Source organism: Pseudomonas arcuscaelestis (genome assembly GCF_016881005.1).
Taxonomy (GTDB): domain Bacteria; phylum Pseudomonadota; class Gammaproteobacteria; order Pseudomonadales; family Pseudomonadaceae; genus Aquipseudomonas; species Aquipseudomonas arcuscaelestis.
Window position 1 is genome coordinate 1 of the sequence record NZ_JACOPV010000020.1, and the last position, 15,748, is coordinate 15,748.

The following is a 15,748-nucleotide window of genomic DNA, read 5'->3' on the forward strand; positions in this document are numbered from 1 at the left end:
GTGCAGATCTACAACACAGAGCGGCCCCATATGGCCCTGAAAAACAAAACGCCCGATGCGGTGCATCGGGCGTTTTGAGGCCTGGTGGCCTACCTGAAAAGGTGTAAACCTACTTCAGGACTAGACACAGGCTTCGGCAGGTAGTGCCAGGCGTTGCCCCATGCTCACACTTGAGCCTGCGCCGAGTTCTTCAGCCCATTTAACCTGCTCTGGGCCAAACAGGACCACAGCAGTCGAACCCAGCTTGAAGCGACCCAGTTCCGCGCCTTTTTCCAAATGAATCGGGGCGCGGCTGGCTTCGTCGTAACGGAAGGTCTTGAGCTCACGTTTGGGGGGCGTCACCAGGCCGGCCCAGACAGTTTCAATCGAGGCCACGATCATCGCTCCGACCAGCACCACAGCCATCGGGCCGCGTTCGGTATCGAACAGGCACACGACGCGTTCGTTGCGGGCAAACAGCTCCGGAACGTTTTCAGCGGTGGTCTGGTTGACCGAGAACAGACGACCCGGCACATAGATCATTTCGCGCAGGGTACCGGCCAGTGGCATATGCACACGGTGGTAGTCCTTTGGCGACAGGTAGATAGTGGCGAACTCACCGCCCATGAACGGTGCCGCGTTGGCCGGATCACCGCCGAGCAGCTCGAGTGCGCTGAAACTGTGGCCTTTGGCCTGGAAGATGCGACCGTGCTCAATAGGCCCGAGCTGGCTGACTGCGCCATCGGCTGGGCAGAGAATTGCGCCTGGGGTTTCGTCGAGTGGACGAGCGCCAGGTTTCAGCGCACGGGTGAAGAAGGCGTTGAAGTGCTCGTAGGCGCTGAGGTCTTCGACCAGGGCCTGGGACATATCCACCTGGTAGCGTTTGGCGAACCAGTTGGTGAAGGTGTTCTTGAACCAGCGCACGCGGCATTCGGCAATGCAACCAGCCAGGCGCGACAGTAAGTGGTGGGGCAGCAGGTACTGACTGATGATGAACAAGCGGGATTTCATTAGGTTTCCTTAAACTTCTACAGGGGTATCGGGGTGGTTGCCCCATTCGCCCCAGGATCCGGCATAGGCTTTGACCCGAGGGTAGCCCAGATGCTTGGCTACCAGGTAGGTAAAGCCGGAGCGGTGATGAGTCTGGCAGTGGGTAACCACTTCCTTGTCTTTACTGATGCCCAGTTGCTCGAGAATCTCGGGCATGTCCTTGCGGATGCGCAAGGCATCGTTCATGTCCATGCCGGCAGTCCACTCGAAGTTGACGGCGCCGGGAATGTGCCCGCCTTTGGCAGCTAGCACTTTCTCGCCACGGTATTCGGCGGCGCTGCGTGCATCCCAGATCGCCAGGTCGGCGGCACCGATGCGGCTTTGCAGGTATTCACGGGTGGCAGTGGGTTCTTCGTGCAGCGTCAGGCTGACGGTAGCGCCAGCATGGGCCGGTACTTCAGTGCTCAAGGTGCTCGCAGGCCACGCTTGAGCACCGCCGTTGAGGTAGTGATAGCGCTTGTGGCCGATGACATCGAGCAGCCAGATAAAGCGTCCAGCCCAGCCACCGCCTTCGTCGTCATACACCACATAGACCGCATTGGCGTTATGGCCGAGTTCGGAAAACAGCTTTTCCAGATCGGCTTTGGCCGGTAACAGCCCCGGTGCAGGGGGCTGGCCCAGTTGGGTGCGCTTTGGGTCGACAAAGCGAGCGCCTGGAATATGCCCGCTGTTGTAGCGGTTGATGCTGGTCAGATCTACCAGGATCAACTCTGGTACATCAAGCCGGGCTTGCAGGTCAGCCGGCTCGATTACCAGGGGCAAGCCAGAAAAGTCAGTCATCCAGAGTCTCCAGGGCGGATCAGAGGGGGCGATTGTAACGCATGGGTCAGGCGCTGCGGTTGCTGAAGGCAGTCAGGGCTCGTTCGATACATTGCGCAGTTTTGCCAAAGGCTTGCACGCTGACATCGGCCATCGGTTTTCCACCCTGGTCGGCAATCAGCAGCATGACTACCCGGCCATTGCTCGACAGGGAGCGCAGCAGCACGTGTTCGCTACGGAACAACGTACGCAGGCGAGGCGGCAACAGGGCAGAAAACTGCACATTATTTTCCGGCGTCAGGCGTAACTGCGCGGATGAGCTCATCAGGCGCTGAAGCAACTTGCTCTGTTCGATCGACACAACCAGGCTGGCGGCTTGTATCGCAATCCCGGCTGTTTGATGGGCGCGTAACTGAGTAGCCGTCTTGTCGGTCATCAACAGCATCACCCGTTGCATGCCACAGGCTACCAGGGCATCACGGGCCACGGTGGTCAGGTGTATGGCATTGCTGAACGGGCTAGGCTCGACGAGTAACTCGGCGCACAGTTTGCGCCAGGTACCCAGGGCCTGGGCCGAGGGTGGCGGCGGAGCGATCTGGCCGGGGTGCAGACGGCGCTGATTCCAGGGCCAGAGCAAGGCCTCGGCTGGGTGGAACAGGCCATGGCAGGCATGGTGACGGGCGCTGGTGGCTGCCTGTTGGTGCACCAGTTGTTGTACCTCGTCCAGTGATGTCTGCAAGTACAGGCTGGTAAGCAACTGCCAGCGTCGGACGTGAGGGTTGGTCCAACCCACTTGCGCAGCCAGCGCCAACCCATTGGCCAGCAGCACAGTGTTAGCGGGTTGGTTGAACCAGCGCCGCACGTTCGGACGCTCGTCCAGGCGTCGCTGCTGGCGCAGACTGTTTTGGTCGCGGGCAATGTGCAGGGCCTGAGCCAGCAAGCGGCGCTCATCTTGCAGCAACTGATAGCCGCGGGTGACCCAGTCTGGAAGTCGCCAATGTTCGGCCAGTGCCTTGCACAGGCTCAGCACGCGGACGCCAAACAACTCCATTTCGACCTTTTGTGCCGATTCACCCTTGTGCACGACGCGCAATTCCCAGTCTTCGAGAAGCGTGGGGAAGGTCAGTGCCAATGGCCATAGGGGCGAAAGAAACAACAGGCTGCCCCAGTGGATTTCCTGCCAGAGGCGGGCCAGGCGGCTGGCAAACAGGCCATTGGCCTGCTGGCTGGCGTGTTGGCTGACCATCTGCAACTGGCGCAAGGTCGGCGCAATCTCGCTTTCAGCGAGGACTGGCAGGCGCTCGAGCAGCTCTGCTGTGCGCGTCAGGCCCAGGCGATTCAGGGCGATTTCCAGGCTCTCGGCAGGCTCACCGATGCTTGTATTGGTATGATGATTGGCCTCGCGCATGACCCCAAGCACCAAGGCAGGGCTATCTTGCATCAACTCGGCGATATCGCGTAGAGAGCGACGGCTATCGGCGATTGCGGCTTTGACCCGCTCATAGCTGGTGTTGGGAATGGGCAGTCGAACGCTATCTAGTAGCTTGACCCAGGCAGCGATTGTTTTCGGTGTTTGATCTGGCACGTTGGCTTCAATAGGCATGCTGGAAGGGGCCGAACTGGCTTTTCGCCTTGACTGACTATAGTCTGGCGCAGATCTGCCGATAAGTAGAAGAAGAGTTTTTTTAACCTCCGTCCACGACCCCGACCACGACAGTAAGTGCTTTCAATCTATGGCTAAAATTATCGGCATCATCGTCGTATTCGCGAGTGTGCTCGGCGGATATGTTCTGTCTCATGGCAAAATTGCGGCGCTGATTCAGCCTTTCGAGGTTTTGATCATCGGTGGCGCAGCCTTTGGTGCGTTCCTGCAGGCGAACCCCGGTTACATGACCATGCATGTAATCAAAAAGTCGCTGAAAATGTTCGGCACACGCTTTACCCACACGTTTTATGTCGAGGTGCTCGGGCTGGTCTACGAGATCCTCAACAAAAGTCGGCGCGAAGGGATGATGGCGATCGAAGCCGATATCGAAGATGCCGCCTCCAGCCCGATCTTTGCCAAATACCCGGCGGTGCTGGGCGATGAGCGTATGACCGCTTTCATCTGCGACTACCTGCGCATCATGTCCACCGGCAATATGGCTCCCCATGAGCTCGAAGGCTTGTTCGACATGGAACTGCTGAGCATGAAGGAAGAGCTTGAGCACCCGTCCCATGCCGTTACCGGAATCGCCGATGGCATGCCAGGCTTCGGTATCGTAGCTGCCGTATTGGGTATTGTGGTGACCATGGCCTCCCTGGGTGATGGCGATCAGCAGGCCATCGGCCTGCACGTGGGTGCGGCGCTGGTAGGTACCTTTTTCGGTATTCTCGCGGCCTACGGTTTCTTCGGCCCGCTGGCCACTGCGCTGCGCCAGGACGCCCGTGAAGAACTCAACGTCTATGAAGCCATCAAGGCTTCGCTGGTGGCTTCGGCGTCCGGCATGCCGCCGTCTCTGGCAGTGGAATTCGGGCGCAAGGTGCTGTTTCCGGCCCATCGTCCAAGTTTCGCCGAGCTGGAACAAGCAGTTCGCGGACGCTAGGTCATGGAGAACAATCAGCCCATTATCGTCAAGCGTGTAAAGCGCTTCGGCGACGGCCACCACGGTGGTGCCTGGAAGATCGCCTTCGCCGACTTTGCTACGGCGATGATGGCGCTCTTCCTGGTGCTCTGGTTGATGTCCACTGCCACGCCGGAACAGAAAATCGCCATTGCCGGGTACTTCAAAGACCCCATCGGTTTTTCTGAAAGCGGTACGCCCTACATTATTGACCTGGGCGGTTCGCCCGAGCTTGCTCCGGAAAAGACCATCAACCCTGAAGTCAAATCCGAACCGACGCCGGACACCAGTATTCAGCTGGATCAGGACAAGGTCGAGAGTATGGCCGAGCAGGTTGAGCGTGAACGCCTCGAACTGCTTTTGCAGGAGCTGCAGAACAAGGTCGACGAGAACCCGGAGCTGCAGAAGTTCAAGGACCAGATTCTGTTCGAAATTACCCAGGATGGCCTGCGTATCCAGATCATGGATGCTGAAAACAGACCGATGTTCGACCTCGGTAGTGCCCGCTTGCAGCCGTATTTCGAAGACATCCTCCTGGCGATGGCCGACACCATCAAGGCTGTACCGAACAAGATCAGTATCAGTGGCCATACTGATGCCAAGCCGTATGCCGGCACTGGAGACTTCGGCAACTGGGAGCTGTCGGCCAACCGTGCCAACGCAGCGCGTCGTGCACTGGTTGCGGGAGGTTATCCGGACACTCAGGTTGCCCGCGTGGTTGGTTATGCCTCGTCTTCGTTGTTTGATCGAGCCAACCCGCTCAATCCGGTCAATCGGCGTATCGATATTATCGTGCTGACCAAAAAGGCCCAGCGCACCCTCGAGGGCGAGCAACCGCAGCCCGCTGCGCCAGAGGGTGCTACGCCCAGTGGCGACGCCCCGGCACCCAATCCGGCCTCGCCAGCCCCTGCGCCTGCTGCCGAGCCCATGCAGCCCCGTGAATTGCGTCAGAAGCTGAACATCTTCGAAGATGGCGTATTGAAGATGGACGAGAGCAAGGAGTAATTCCAGGCTCTGCCTGCAACGCCCGTCAACAGCGATGTTCACGGGCGTTGTGCTTTCTGGCGAAGGTCAAAAGCCACGGCGGATCTTGGCCTTGAGATCGGCGTGGAAGAAGCCGGCATTCAGTCGATTGGTGGCCTCGGCGTTAGAACCTTCAGTACAAATGGAGCGATGGAACGTTTGCTCGTCGTGGTAGGCGAGCACGAACAGATCAATGTGCTCGCGCCGGCTCATGATTGGCCACTTCTCCAGGAATCCAGGCAGCACGCAGTGCGCGCATTGGTACAGGGCTATTCGCCGATTGCCGAGCGTGGCAGCGCCTAGCTGGAAAGGTACCCACCAACAGTCGGTGGTTTCTGGGGAGAGGACGCTGATCAGGTGAGTACAGCCACTGATGTTGCTGCAGACCTGACCGCTGACGTCATCGGCAGTCATGCCGGTTTCGCCGTCGTAGAGATCTAGTTGAGTGGCAATGCCTTCAAGCTTCAAGCGTTCATTGATGATGAAGGCATCAAGGCGTTCCTGGTGGCGATAGCTGATAACGACAGGCATCAGTGTTGCCCTCCTGGTACGCAGGTGGTGTGGGCGGTGGTAGTGAAGGTTGGAATTATCATTGTCGTTTCCTCTCAAGCTCAAAGCATGGAGTTGGGTCACCCGGTGAAAGCGAACCTGAAAGCTGACAATCAATGAAAGATTTTGCCGCGACAAGGTATGACCAACGATAAAGAATGGCCCTACGTTGTTTGGTAAATTTTCCTGCAGGTGAGTCCTACATTGGATGCGGCGAGGCTCCTTGCGAGCCTCACCGGTTCATTCAATAGCTGTCTTGCGGCAAGCTGGCGATGATCGAACGGTAGCTGTTCATCCGCTGCTGCTGCACACGGCCGTCGTCCAGTGCTTTGAGCAACGCGCAGCCCGGTTCACGATCATGTTTGCAGTCGCGAAAACGGCAGGTGCCGAGCAGGTCATTGAACTCGATGAAGCCCGCTTCGACATCGGCGCGGCTGACATGGCCCAGGCCAAACTCGCGAATACCCGGCGAGTCGATCAACTCGCCACCACCCGGGAAGTGGTACAACCGTGCGGTAGTGGTGGTGTGCGTGCCTTGCCCGGACCACTCCGACAGGTCGCCAACCCGGGTCTGCACTTCAGGCAGCAAGCTGTTGACCAGCGAAGACTTGCCAACCCCGGACTGCCCGACAAAGACGCTGATATGGCCATCCAGGCGAGCCTGCAATTGCTGCATTCCATCGCCATGATGGGCCGATACTTCCAGTAGCGGGTAGCCCAACTGCCTGTATACCGCAAGTAAAGCGTTGAGCGCTGGGGCGTTCTGCTCGTCAATCAGGTCGGCTTTGTTCAGCAACAGCAGAGGGTGAATGCCGGCATGCTCGGCGGCGACCAGGTAGCGGTCGATCAAATTGGCGTGCGGCTCCGGCGCTGGGGCGAAGACAATCACGATCAGGTCGACGTTGGCTGCCACAGGTTTGAGCTGGCCGCGACTGTCTGGGCGACACAGCTCGGTATTGCGTGGCATTTGCGCGACGATTACGCCGATGCCCTGGTTGCCTGCCCGCCATACAACCCGGTCACCGGTAACCAGTGCTGGCAGATTGGCGCGCAAGTGGCAGCGGAATACCTGGCCAGCGCTTTCGCCGTCGTGTGCCTCGACCTCGACCTGCACGCCAAAGTGAGCGATCACCAGACCGAGTTGTTCCGGGCCCAGGTCGCCGCCTTCGAGCTCCTGCAGGGTCAGTTGTTCGCGTTTGGCGGCGCGGGCAGCGCGTTCACCCTGGATTTTTTCGATCCGCCAGTTCTGGCGGCGATTGAGCTGGCGTTTGGCCATGAAGGTTCCGTGTTCGGCAAGCATTATTAAACGGCGTGGAGTTTAGCACGCTCCACTAGGCTAAACTGCGCACCTACCGAGGAGCAGAATCATGCAGAATCCACAGAACCTGATCTGGATCGACCTGGAAATGACCGGTCTGGACCCAGACCACGATGTCATTATTGAAATGGCTACCATCGTAACCGACAGCGAGCTCAACACGTTGGCCGAAGGTCCGGTGATTGCCATTCATCACAGTGACGAGGTACTGGCGCGCATGGACGAGTGGAACACTCGCACCCACGGCGGCTCCGGCCTGACTCAGCGAGTCAAGGACAGCAAGGTCAGCATGGCCGAGGCTGAGGCCCAGACCATCGCCTTCCTCGAGCACTGGGTGCCCAAGGGCAAGTCGCCGATCTGTGGCAACAGCATCTGCCAGGATCGCCGCTTCCTCTACCGTCACATGCGTGGCCTGGAAAACTACTTCCACTATCGCAATCTCGACGTATCTACACTTAAGGAGCTGGCCGCACGCTGGGCCCCGCAAGTGCGCGACAGTTTCAAAAAAGGTGGTACCCACCTGGCGCTGGACGACATTCGTGAATCAATCAACGAACTTCGTCACTACCGCGAGCATTTCATCAAGTTCTGATCGCGTTGCCGCACGGTTGTACAGACAATCCGTGCGGCGCCCCCTGTTGGTGCCTGAGGCAACTGGTTAGACTGCGCGCCCCATTGCACGGATCTGCGCCATGTTGTTGATGCTCTACCTCATTGCAATCACTGCTGAAGCCATGACTGGCGCGCTGTCTGCCGGACGACGCGGCATGGACTGGTTTGGTGTGGTGCTGATCGCCTGCGTTACCGCGTTGGGTGGTGGCTCGGTGCGCGATGTGTTGTTGGGGCACTACCCGCTGACCTGGGTCAAACATCCGGAATACCTGGTGTTGACCAGTTTCGCTGCACTGATGACCATCTTTATCGCGCCGCTGATGCGCCATTTGCGTTCATTGTTTCTGGTGCTCGATGCCTTGGGCCTGGTCGCCTTCACCCTGATTGGTTGCATGACGGCATTGGAGATGGGGCAGGGCATGCTGGTTGCATCGATCAGCGGCGTGATCACCGGTGTGTTCGGCGGGATCCTGCGAGATATTTTCTGTAACGATATTCCGCTGATCTTCCGGCGCGAACTGTATGCGAGTGTTTCTTTCGCCGCGGCCTGGTTTTACCTGGGGTGCGTGCATTTCAACATGCCTGGCGAGCAAGCCATTCTGCTGACCTTGTTCGGTGGTCTGTTGCTGCGTTTGTTGGCGATTCGCTTTCACTGGGAAATGCCCAAGTTCCACTACAACGATGAACACTGAAGTCATCAACTCAAGCTACAGCTTCAGCTGTTGGGGGCGGCTTTATTAGTGTGTTGATTCAGGGCCCACTCGACGTGTTCGCGTACCAGTTCCGAAGGGTAGTGCTGGCGTGCCTTCAGCGCCTCCAGCACCTGGATGGTCGACGGGGCGTTACCAAGGCCTACGGCCAGGTTGCGTAGCCAGCGCTCATACCCGGCGCGGCGCAGTGGCGAGCCTTCGGTGCTATCGAGGAAGGTTTTTTCGTCCCACATGAACAGCTCGGCCAGGTCGGCGCTGTCGAGGTTGTGCCGGGGCTTGAAGTCGGTCTCGCCGGTGGGGCGGGCAAAGCGGTTCCATGGGCAGACAATCTGGCAGTCGTCGCAACCGAACACGCGGTTGCCTATCAGCGCGCGCAACTCCTCGGGGATGGCGTTTTTCAGCTCGATGGTCAGGTACGAGATGCAACGCCTGGCGTCGAGTAGGTAAGGGCCGACGAAGGCGTTGGTGGGGCAGATGTCCAGGCACGCACTGCAGCGCCCGCAGTGTTCACTGGCTTGCGGGGGATCTACCGGCAGCGGCAGATCGACAAACAGTTCGCTAAGAAAGAAGTAGCTACCCGCCTTGCGGTTGAGCAGCAGAGTGTTCTTGCCGATCCAGCCCAGGCCCGCTTGCTCGGCAATGGCTTTTTCCAGCACGGGGGCGCTGTCGACGAAGGCACGAAAGCCGAACGGGCCGATTTCTTTCTGGATACGCTCGGCCAGGTGCTGGACACGCTTGCGGATCAGCTTGTGGTAGTCGCGACCTAGGGCATAGCGAGAGATGTAGGCTTTTTCCGGATTGGCCAGTTGCTGGGCCATGCGCGTGTCACCGGGCAGGTAATCCATGCGCAGCGAAACCACGCGCAGGGTGCCCGGGACCAAATGATCGGGATGCGCGCGTTTGCTGCCGTGAGCACCCATGTAGTCCATTTCACCGTGATAGCCTGCTTCCAGCCAGCGTTCCAGGTGTTGTTCATGCTCAGCCAGATCCACCCCGGCGATGCCGACATGGGCAAAGCCGAGTTCTTTGCCCCAATCCTTGATTGATTGGGCCAGCGCTGGAAGATCGGGGATGACAGAAGACATGGGAAATAAGGCAAGGCAGACTCAGGTGCGTATAATTCTGCCAGACATCGGAGCCTTTGACCCATGCCTCAGACCAAACATCCTGCAAACCAGCCCCTGATCCTCACCCGTGTGGTTCTCGCACCACTGGCGCCACGCCAGCTTGCTGCGCAAAAAGGTGACTTCGGTCATGTGCTGGTCGTTGGCGGTGATCGCGGTACCGGAGGGGCTGTGCTGCTCAGTGCCGAGGCTGCATTGCGCTGTGGTGCCGGGCTGGTTTCCCTGGCGACGCGCAGCGAACAGGTGCCGGCAGCGCTGGCGCGGCTCCCAGAGGTGATGTGCCTGGGGGTGCATTCGGCCAATCAGTTGATGGGAATAATTGAGCGCGCTTCGGTGTTGGTGGTCGGGCCTGGGCTCGGTCAGGCAGCCTGGGGTCGTAGTTTACTATCAGCGGTGAACAGCGCCGGCAGCCCCCAGGTGTGGGACGCCGATGCCTTGAACTTGCTTGCCAGAGCACCACTGGCGTTGGCGTCGGGCTCGATTATTACTCCGCATCCCGGAGAGGCGGCGCGGCTCCTGGGGATTTCCACTGAGGCCGTGCAGGCAGATCGCCCAGGTGCGGCGCGCAAACTGGCGCGCAAATATGCGGTCGTATGTGTGCTCAAGGGCGCAGGCACCCTGATAGCCGACCCTGCAGGTCAGCTTGCCCTGTGCGACCGCGGGCATCCAGCGATGGCCGGAGCGGGGCTGGGGGATGTGCTAAGCGGTGTACTTGGCGCACTTTTGGCTCAGGGCATGTCCAGTTGGGATGCCGCTTGCCTGGGCGTGTGGCTGCATGCCTGTGCCGGCGAGCGATTGGGTGCGCAAGGCCGTGGGCTGGCGGCCAGTGATCTGGTTCCGGCAATTCGTCATTTATTGGAGGAGCATTCAGCGTGTCAGGTGTAACCCTGTTTTTGGCCGACGAAGAGGCTATGGTCCGTTTCGGTGGGCGTATTGCCGAGGTGACCAAAGGTCACGGCGTAATTTTTCTTGAAGGGGACCTGGGTGCGGGTAAAACCACCCTGTCACGTGGGATTATTCGTGGCCTGGGGCATCAGGGCGCAGTTAAAAGCCCTACCTTTACCGTGGTTGAACCCTATGAAATTGGCGACGTCCGCGCTTTTCACTTCGATCTCTATCGCCTTGTCGATCCCGAAGAACTGGAGTACCTCGGTATTCGCGATTATTTCGAAGATGATGCCTTGTGCCTGTTCGAATGGCCCCAAAAAGGGGCAGGTGTTTTGCCAAAGCCCGACCTGACCATTACCATAAGCCACCAAGCGAATGGTCGTTCGCTTGACCTGTCGCCACAGGGGGCACGTGGCAAAGCCTGGTGTGCCGCTCTGGCCTTGGAATTCAAATAGAAAATGGGGATAGGTATGCGCATTCGCGCACTGGTTGCAGTCGTAGGGTTGCTGCTTACGGCGGTAACCGTTGAGGCTCTGGCCGCCACGCAAGTCAAAAGTATGCGTCTATGGCGTGCGCCGGATAACACACGGCTGGTATTCGACCTTTCGGGGCCCGTTCAGCACAGTGTATTTACTCTGACCGCCCCCGATCGCCTGGTCATCGACATTAATGGCGCGACGCTGGCCGCGCCGTTGACGGCATCGACCGCCAACACCCCGATCACCAGTGTGCGCTCCGCCCAACGCACACCTACTGACCTGCGTGTAGTCATCGATCTGCGCAAGTCGGTCACCCCCAAGAGCTTTACCCTGGCGCCCAATGCCCAATATGGCAATCGTTTGGTAGTGGACCTATACGACCAGGCTGCCGATGCCGTTTCGCCGTCGCCAACGCCTCCGGTTGCCACCACTCCGGCAGTGCCGGTGACGCCTGCGCAGCCGGCAATAAAACTGACCCCAGTGCCCAGTGGTAAGCGTGACATCGTTATTGCCATCGATGCTGGCCATGGCGGTGAAGATCCGGGGGCTTCAGGCTCCAGAGGCCAGCATGAAAAAGATATCGTGCTGTCGATTGCCAAAGAGTTGCAGCGCCAGATCAACAGCGAGAAAGGTTTCCGTGCCGAGCTGACGCGTACTGGCGATTACTTCATTCCACTGCGCAAACGTACCGAGATTGCGCGCAAAAAGGGCGCCGACCTGTTTATCTCGATTCACGCCGACGCCGCACCGTCCAAGGCCGCCTTCGGTGCTTCGGTATTTGCCCTGTCCGATCGCGGCGCCACTTCTGAAACTGCGCGTTGGCTGGCGGACAGTGAAAACCGTTCCGACCTGATTGGTGGTGCTGGTAACGTCAGCCTCGATGACAAGGACCGCATGCTTGCAGGCGTGCTGCTCGATCTGTCGATGACAGCATCGCTAAGCTCGAGCCTCAACGTTGGCCAGAAAGTACTGGGCAACATGGGGCGGATAACCCCGCTGCACAAGCGTCGGGTAGAGCAAGCGGGCTTTATGGTGCTCAAGTCGCCTGATATCCCGTCGATCCTGGTGGAAACCGGCTTCATCTCCAACGCCAACGAGGCGGCAAAGCTGGCCACTGCGAGCCATCAGCAATCGCTGGCACGTTCGATTCACAGCGGTGTTCGACAATTCTTCCAGCAGAATCCGCCGCCAGGCACTTACATTGCCTTCCTGCGTGACAGCGGCAAGATCGCCCAGGGCCCACGTGAACATAGCGTGCGCCCGGGTGAGACGTTGGCGATGATCGCGGTTCGTTATCAAGTCAATGTTGCCAGCCTGCGCTCGGCCAACAACCTCAAGACCGATGAGCTGAAGGTAGGCCAGAGTCTGAATATTCCGACTACTGCCCTGGCGTCCCAGCAATGACCGAGAGTGCACGGATCGAGCTGCTCAGCCCGCGGCTGGCCAACCAGATCGCCGCCGGTGAGGTTGTCGAACGGCCGGCGTCGGTGATCAAGGAATTACTGGAAAACAGCCTGGACTCCGGCGCCCGACGCATCGACGTGGAGGTCGAACAGGGCGGGGTCAAGTTGTTGCGGGTGCGTGACGACGGTCGCGGCATTGCGGCCGATGACCTGCCACTGGCGTTGGCGCGTCACGCCACCAGCAAGATCCGCGATCTGGAAGACCTGGAGCGGGTCATGAGCCTGGGCTTTCGTGGTGAAGCGTTGGCCTCGATCAGTTCGGTCGCACGCCTGACCCTGACTTCGCGCACCCGGAACGCTGACCAGGCCTGGCAAGTGGAAACCGAAGGCCGCGACATGGCACCGCGGGTGCAGCCAGCTGCGCACCCGGTGGGGACCTCGGTAGAGGTGCGTGACTTGTTCTTCAATACCCCGGCTCGACGCAAGTTCCTGAAAACCGAAAAGACCGAGTTCGATCATCTGCAGGAGGTGATCCGGCGTCTGGCGCTGGCGCGTTTCGACGTAGCTTTCCACCTGCGCCATAATGGCAAGTCCATTCTCAGCCTGCATGAAGCCCTCGACGACACCGCCCGTGCCCGGCGTGTGGCGGCGATCTGCGGCCCGGGTTTTCTCGAACAGGCCTTGCCGATCGAAATTGAGCGTAACGGTTTGCACCTGTGGGGCTGGGTCGGACTGCCGACCTTCTCGCGCAGCCAGGCCGACTTGCAATACTTCTTCGTCAACGGTCGGGCAGTGCGCGACAAACTGGTCGCTCATGCGGTACGCCAGGCTTATCGCGATGTTCTGTTCAACGGTCGACACCCGACATTCGTGCTGTTCCTGGAGGTCGACCCCTCCGGTGTCGACGTCAACGTCCACCCGACCAAGCATGAAGTACGCTTCCGTGATGGGCGCATGGTCCACGACTTTCTTTATGGCACCCTGCACCGGGCCCTGGCCGACGTGCGACCCGAAGATCAGTTGGCCGCCCCTGCTGCGACTACCGAGATCGTCCGACCCAGTGGCGTCCAGGCTGGCGAGTTCGGCCCCCAGGGTGAGATGCGCCTTGCCGCAAATCTGCTCGAGCAACCAGCGACGGAACCGGGCATGCGCAACCTTGGCGCCGCCAATGGCAATGGCAATGGCAATGGCGGCGGCGGTTACCAGTACACACCGCGTCCGGGCCAGGCTGTGCCGGCTGCCGAGGCGCAGAGTGTCTATCGTGAGTTCTTTTCACCACTGGGCGAGGCAGCCCCGACCGCGCTGCCGGAAAGCCAGGGTGATGTGCCGCCACTGGGCTATGCCCTGGCTCAGCTAAAGGGAATTTATATTCTTGCCGAGAACGCCGTGGGTCTGGTGCTGGTAGACATGCACGCCGCTCACGAGCGCATCATGTACGAACGTCTCAAGGTGGCCATGGCCAGCGAAGGGCTGAGTGGCCAGCCGCTGTTGGTACCGGAATCGCTGGCGCTAAGCCAGCGTGAGGCCGATTGCGCAGAAGAGCACGCCGAGTGGTTCCGGCGCCTGGGCTTCGAGTTGCAGCGCCTGGGCCCGGAAACCCTTGCCATCCGCCAGATTCCGGCTCTGCTCAAACAGGCTGAAGCTAATCGTCTGGTCCAGGATGTTCTGGCCGATTTGATGGAATACGGTACCAGCGACCGCATCCAGGCGCACCTGAACGAACTGCTTGGCACAATGGCCTGCCACGGCGCCATTCGCGCCAACCGGCGCTTGGCCTTAGCAGAAATGAACGGCCTGCTGCGCGATATGGAAAATACCGAGCGCAGTGGCCAGTGCAACCATGGCCGACCGACCTGGACCCAAATGGGCCTGGACGATCTGGACAAACTGTTCCTGCGCGGTCGATAAAATGAGTAGCAAACCTCCGGCGATATTTCTCATGGGCCCGACTGCGGCGGGCAAGACCGACCTGGCCATCGAGCTTACCAAAGTGCTGCCTTGCGAACTGATCAGCGTCGACTCGGCGTTAGTCTATCGAGGCATGGATATTGGTACTGCCAAGCCTTCCAGGGAAGTGTTGGCGGCGCACCCGCATCGACTGATCGACATCCTTGATCCGGCTGAAAGCTATTCGGCTGCCGACTTTCGTCGTGACGCGCTGGAGGCCATGGCCGACATCACTGCGCGTGGCAAAATACCGCTGTTGGTCGGCGGTACCATGCTCTATTACAAGGCCCTGCTGGAAGGGTTGGCCGACATGCCCGCCGCCGACCAGCAGGTCCGTGCCGAACTTGAAGAAGAGGCCGCGCGCCTTGGATTGCAAGGGTTGCATCAGCAGTTGGCGGCAGTTGATCCGGAATCTGCAGCGCGAATTCACCCTAACGATCCCCAGCGCTTGATTCGTGCGCTGGAGGTTTATCGGGTCAGCGGCATGACAATGACACAACATCGTCAACGTCAATCCGCGGAAAGTAGCGCCGCAGGCCCTTCGGCTGCGGGTCATTTGCCCTATACTGTCGCCAGCCTGGCTATTGCGCCTGCTGATCGTCACGTGTTGCACGAGCGGATTGCGCTACGATTTGGGCAAATGCTGGAACAGGGCTTCGTTGACGAGGTCCGATTGCTGCGAGCCAGAAGTGACTTGCATGCGGGACTACCGTCTATACGGGCGGTTGGTTATCGCCAGGTCTGGGATCATCTTGATGGCAAGTTAACATCAGTTGAAATGCAGGAGCGCGGCGTAATTGCTACTCGCCAATTGGCGAAGCGGCAGTTCACCTGGTTGCGTAGTTGGGCTGACCTGCATTGGTTGGACAGCCTGGCTTGCGACAATCTGCCTCGTACCTTGAAATACCTGGGGTCGGTCTCCATATTGAGCTGAGTCCCTGCAATTGCCGTCTATCCTTGGGGGTGGGGCGGCTTGAGCCATCAGTTTTTCTTTGATTTTTTTACTATTGATCCTTACAGGAGTGCGGCATATGTCAAAAGGGCATTCGCTACAAGACCCTTACTTGAATACTTTGAGAAAAGAAAAAGTTGGGGTTTCGATCTATTTGGTTAACGGCATCAAGCTGCAAGGCACAATTGAATCCTTCGACCAATTCGTGATCCTGCTGAAAAACACCGTCAGCCAGATGGTTTACAAACACGCTATCTCGACAGTAGTTCCTGTGCGTCCGATTCGTCTGCCAAGCGCAACCGAATCCGAGCATGGCGACTCTGAGCCAGGTAACGCCTGATAGGAGTCTGCT

Annotated in this window: 17 protein-coding genes; 11 read left to right on the top strand and 6 right to left on the bottom strand. The window is 59.1% G+C overall.

From position 1 onward, the window contains the following. Positions 1–78, top strand: a 78-nt coding sequence (locus H8F21_RS25450; RefSeq protein WP_146146908.1) for an integrase core domain-containing protein, incomplete at its 5' end; no start/stop codon positions are given. 42 nt (positions 79–120) lie between these two features. Here the strand turns inward: H8F21_RS25450 and asd are convergent. The 3 genes from asd to H8F21_RS25465 are packed head-to-tail and all read right to left on the bottom strand — an operon-like array spanning position 121 to position 3,391. Next, the gene (gene asd / locus H8F21_RS25455) at positions 121–990 is read right to left on the bottom strand and encodes an archaetidylserine decarboxylase (RefSeq protein WP_203585606.1); all 870 of its coding nucleotides are present in this window, start codon (positions 988–990) and stop codon (positions 121–123) included. A 9-nt stretch (positions 991–999) separates the two neighbouring features. Beyond that, positions 1,000–1,809 carry a rhodanese-like domain-containing protein gene (locus H8F21_RS25460; RefSeq protein ID WP_203478739.1) on the bottom strand — a complete coding sequence of 270 codons (810 nt, stop codon included), beginning with the start codon at positions 1,807–1,809 and terminating at the stop codon, positions 1,000–1,002. A 46-nt stretch (positions 1,810–1,855) separates the two neighbouring features. After that, entirely contained in the window at positions 1,856–3,391 is a 1,536-nt protein-coding gene (locus H8F21_RS25465; RefSeq protein WP_203478740.1) for an HDOD domain-containing protein, read from the bottom strand. A 130-nt stretch (positions 3,392–3,521) separates the two neighbouring features. On the opposite strand from H8F21_RS25465, the gene motA reads away from it, so the two are divergent. Next, a complete protein-coding gene (gene motA, locus H8F21_RS25470; RefSeq protein WP_136478421.1) occupies positions 3,522–4,373 on the top strand; it encodes a flagellar motor stator protein MotA in 852 nt (283 codons plus the stop codon). A gap of 3 nt (positions 4,374–4,376) precedes the next feature. After that, positions 4,377–5,396 carry a flagellar motor protein MotB gene (gene motB / locus H8F21_RS25475; protein WP_203585607.1) on the top strand — a complete coding sequence of 340 codons (1,020 nt, stop codon included), beginning with the start codon at positions 4,377–4,379 and terminating at the stop codon, positions 5,394–5,396. 66 nt (positions 5,397–5,462) lie between these two features. Here the strand turns inward: motB and H8F21_RS25480 are convergent, their stop codons facing one another. Both H8F21_RS25480 and rsgA read right to left on the bottom strand, forming a co-directional pair. Beyond that, positions 5,463–5,945 carry a TIR domain-containing protein gene (locus tag H8F21_RS25480; protein WP_203478742.1) on the bottom strand — a complete coding sequence of 161 codons (483 nt, stop codon included), beginning with the start codon at positions 5,943–5,945 and terminating at the stop codon, positions 5,463–5,465. Positions 5,946–6,207: 262 nt separating this feature from the next. Continuing rightward, positions 6,208–7,239 (bottom strand): small ribosomal subunit biogenesis GTPase RsgA, encoded by a 1,032-nt coding sequence (gene rsgA / locus H8F21_RS25485; protein ID WP_203478744.1) that lies wholly within the window; start codon positions 7,237–7,239, stop codon positions 6,208–6,210. Between the two features lie 91 nt (positions 7,240–7,330). On the opposite strand from rsgA, the gene orn reads away from it, so the two are divergent. Together orn and H8F21_RS25495 are read left to right on the top strand one after the other, a co-directional pair. Continuing rightward, a complete protein-coding gene (gene orn / locus H8F21_RS25490) occupies positions 7,331–7,873 on the top strand; it encodes an oligoribonuclease (RefSeq protein WP_203478746.1) in 543 nt (180 codons plus the stop codon). A 100-nt stretch (positions 7,874–7,973) separates the two neighbouring features. Beyond that, positions 7,974–8,585, top strand: a complete 612-nt coding sequence (locus H8F21_RS25495; RefSeq protein ID WP_136478416.1) for a trimeric intracellular cation channel family protein — start codon at positions 7,974–7,976, stop codon at positions 8,583–8,585. A 23-nt stretch (positions 8,586–8,608) separates the two neighbouring features. Here the strand turns inward: H8F21_RS25495 and queG are convergent, their stop codons facing one another. Then, on the bottom strand, positions 8,609–9,688 hold the full coding sequence (queG, locus tag H8F21_RS25500) for a tRNA epoxyqueuosine(34) reductase QueG (RefSeq protein ID WP_203585608.1): 1,080 nt from the start codon (positions 9,686–9,688) through the stop codon (positions 8,609–8,611). A 63-nt stretch (positions 9,689–9,751) separates the two neighbouring features. Here queG and H8F21_RS25505 point away from each other — a divergent pair, with 63 nt between their 5' ends. From H8F21_RS25505 to hfq, 6 genes are all read left to right on the top strand, one after another. Then, a complete protein-coding gene (locus tag H8F21_RS25505; protein WP_203478751.1) occupies positions 9,752–10,612 on the top strand; it encodes an NAD(P)H-hydrate dehydratase in 861 nt (286 codons plus the stop codon). Then, complete coding sequence (tsaE, locus tag H8F21_RS25510; protein WP_203542831.1) at positions 10,600–11,070, top strand: tRNA (adenosine(37)-N6)-threonylcarbamoyltransferase complex ATPase subunit type 1 TsaE; 471 nt, start codon at positions 10,600–10,602, stop codon at positions 11,068–11,070. Before H8F21_RS25505 ends, tsaE begins: the two co-directional genes overlap by 13 nt. Positions 11,071–11,073: 3 nt before the next feature. Further along, entirely contained in the window at positions 11,074–12,498 is a 1,425-nt protein-coding gene (locus tag H8F21_RS25515) for an N-acetylmuramoyl-L-alanine amidase (RefSeq protein WP_203585609.1), read from the top strand. Further along, the gene (gene mutL / locus H8F21_RS25520) at positions 12,495–14,405 is read left to right on the top strand and encodes a DNA mismatch repair endonuclease MutL (protein ID WP_203585610.1); all 1,911 of its coding nucleotides are present in this window, start codon (positions 12,495–12,497) and stop codon (positions 14,403–14,405) included. Before H8F21_RS25515 ends, mutL begins: the two co-directional genes overlap by 4 nt. Position 14,406: 1 nt before the next feature. Then, positions 14,407–15,378, top strand: a complete 972-nt coding sequence (gene miaA, locus H8F21_RS25525) for a tRNA (adenosine(37)-N6)-dimethylallyltransferase MiaA (protein ID WP_203478762.1) — start codon at positions 14,407–14,409, stop codon at positions 15,376–15,378. A 97-nt stretch (positions 15,379–15,475) separates the two neighbouring features. Next, positions 15,476–15,736 carry an RNA chaperone Hfq gene (gene hfq, locus H8F21_RS25530; RefSeq protein ID WP_136478409.1) on the top strand — a complete coding sequence of 87 codons (261 nt, stop codon included), beginning with the start codon at positions 15,476–15,478 and terminating at the stop codon, positions 15,734–15,736. Positions 15,737–15,748: the final 12 nt, after the last annotated feature.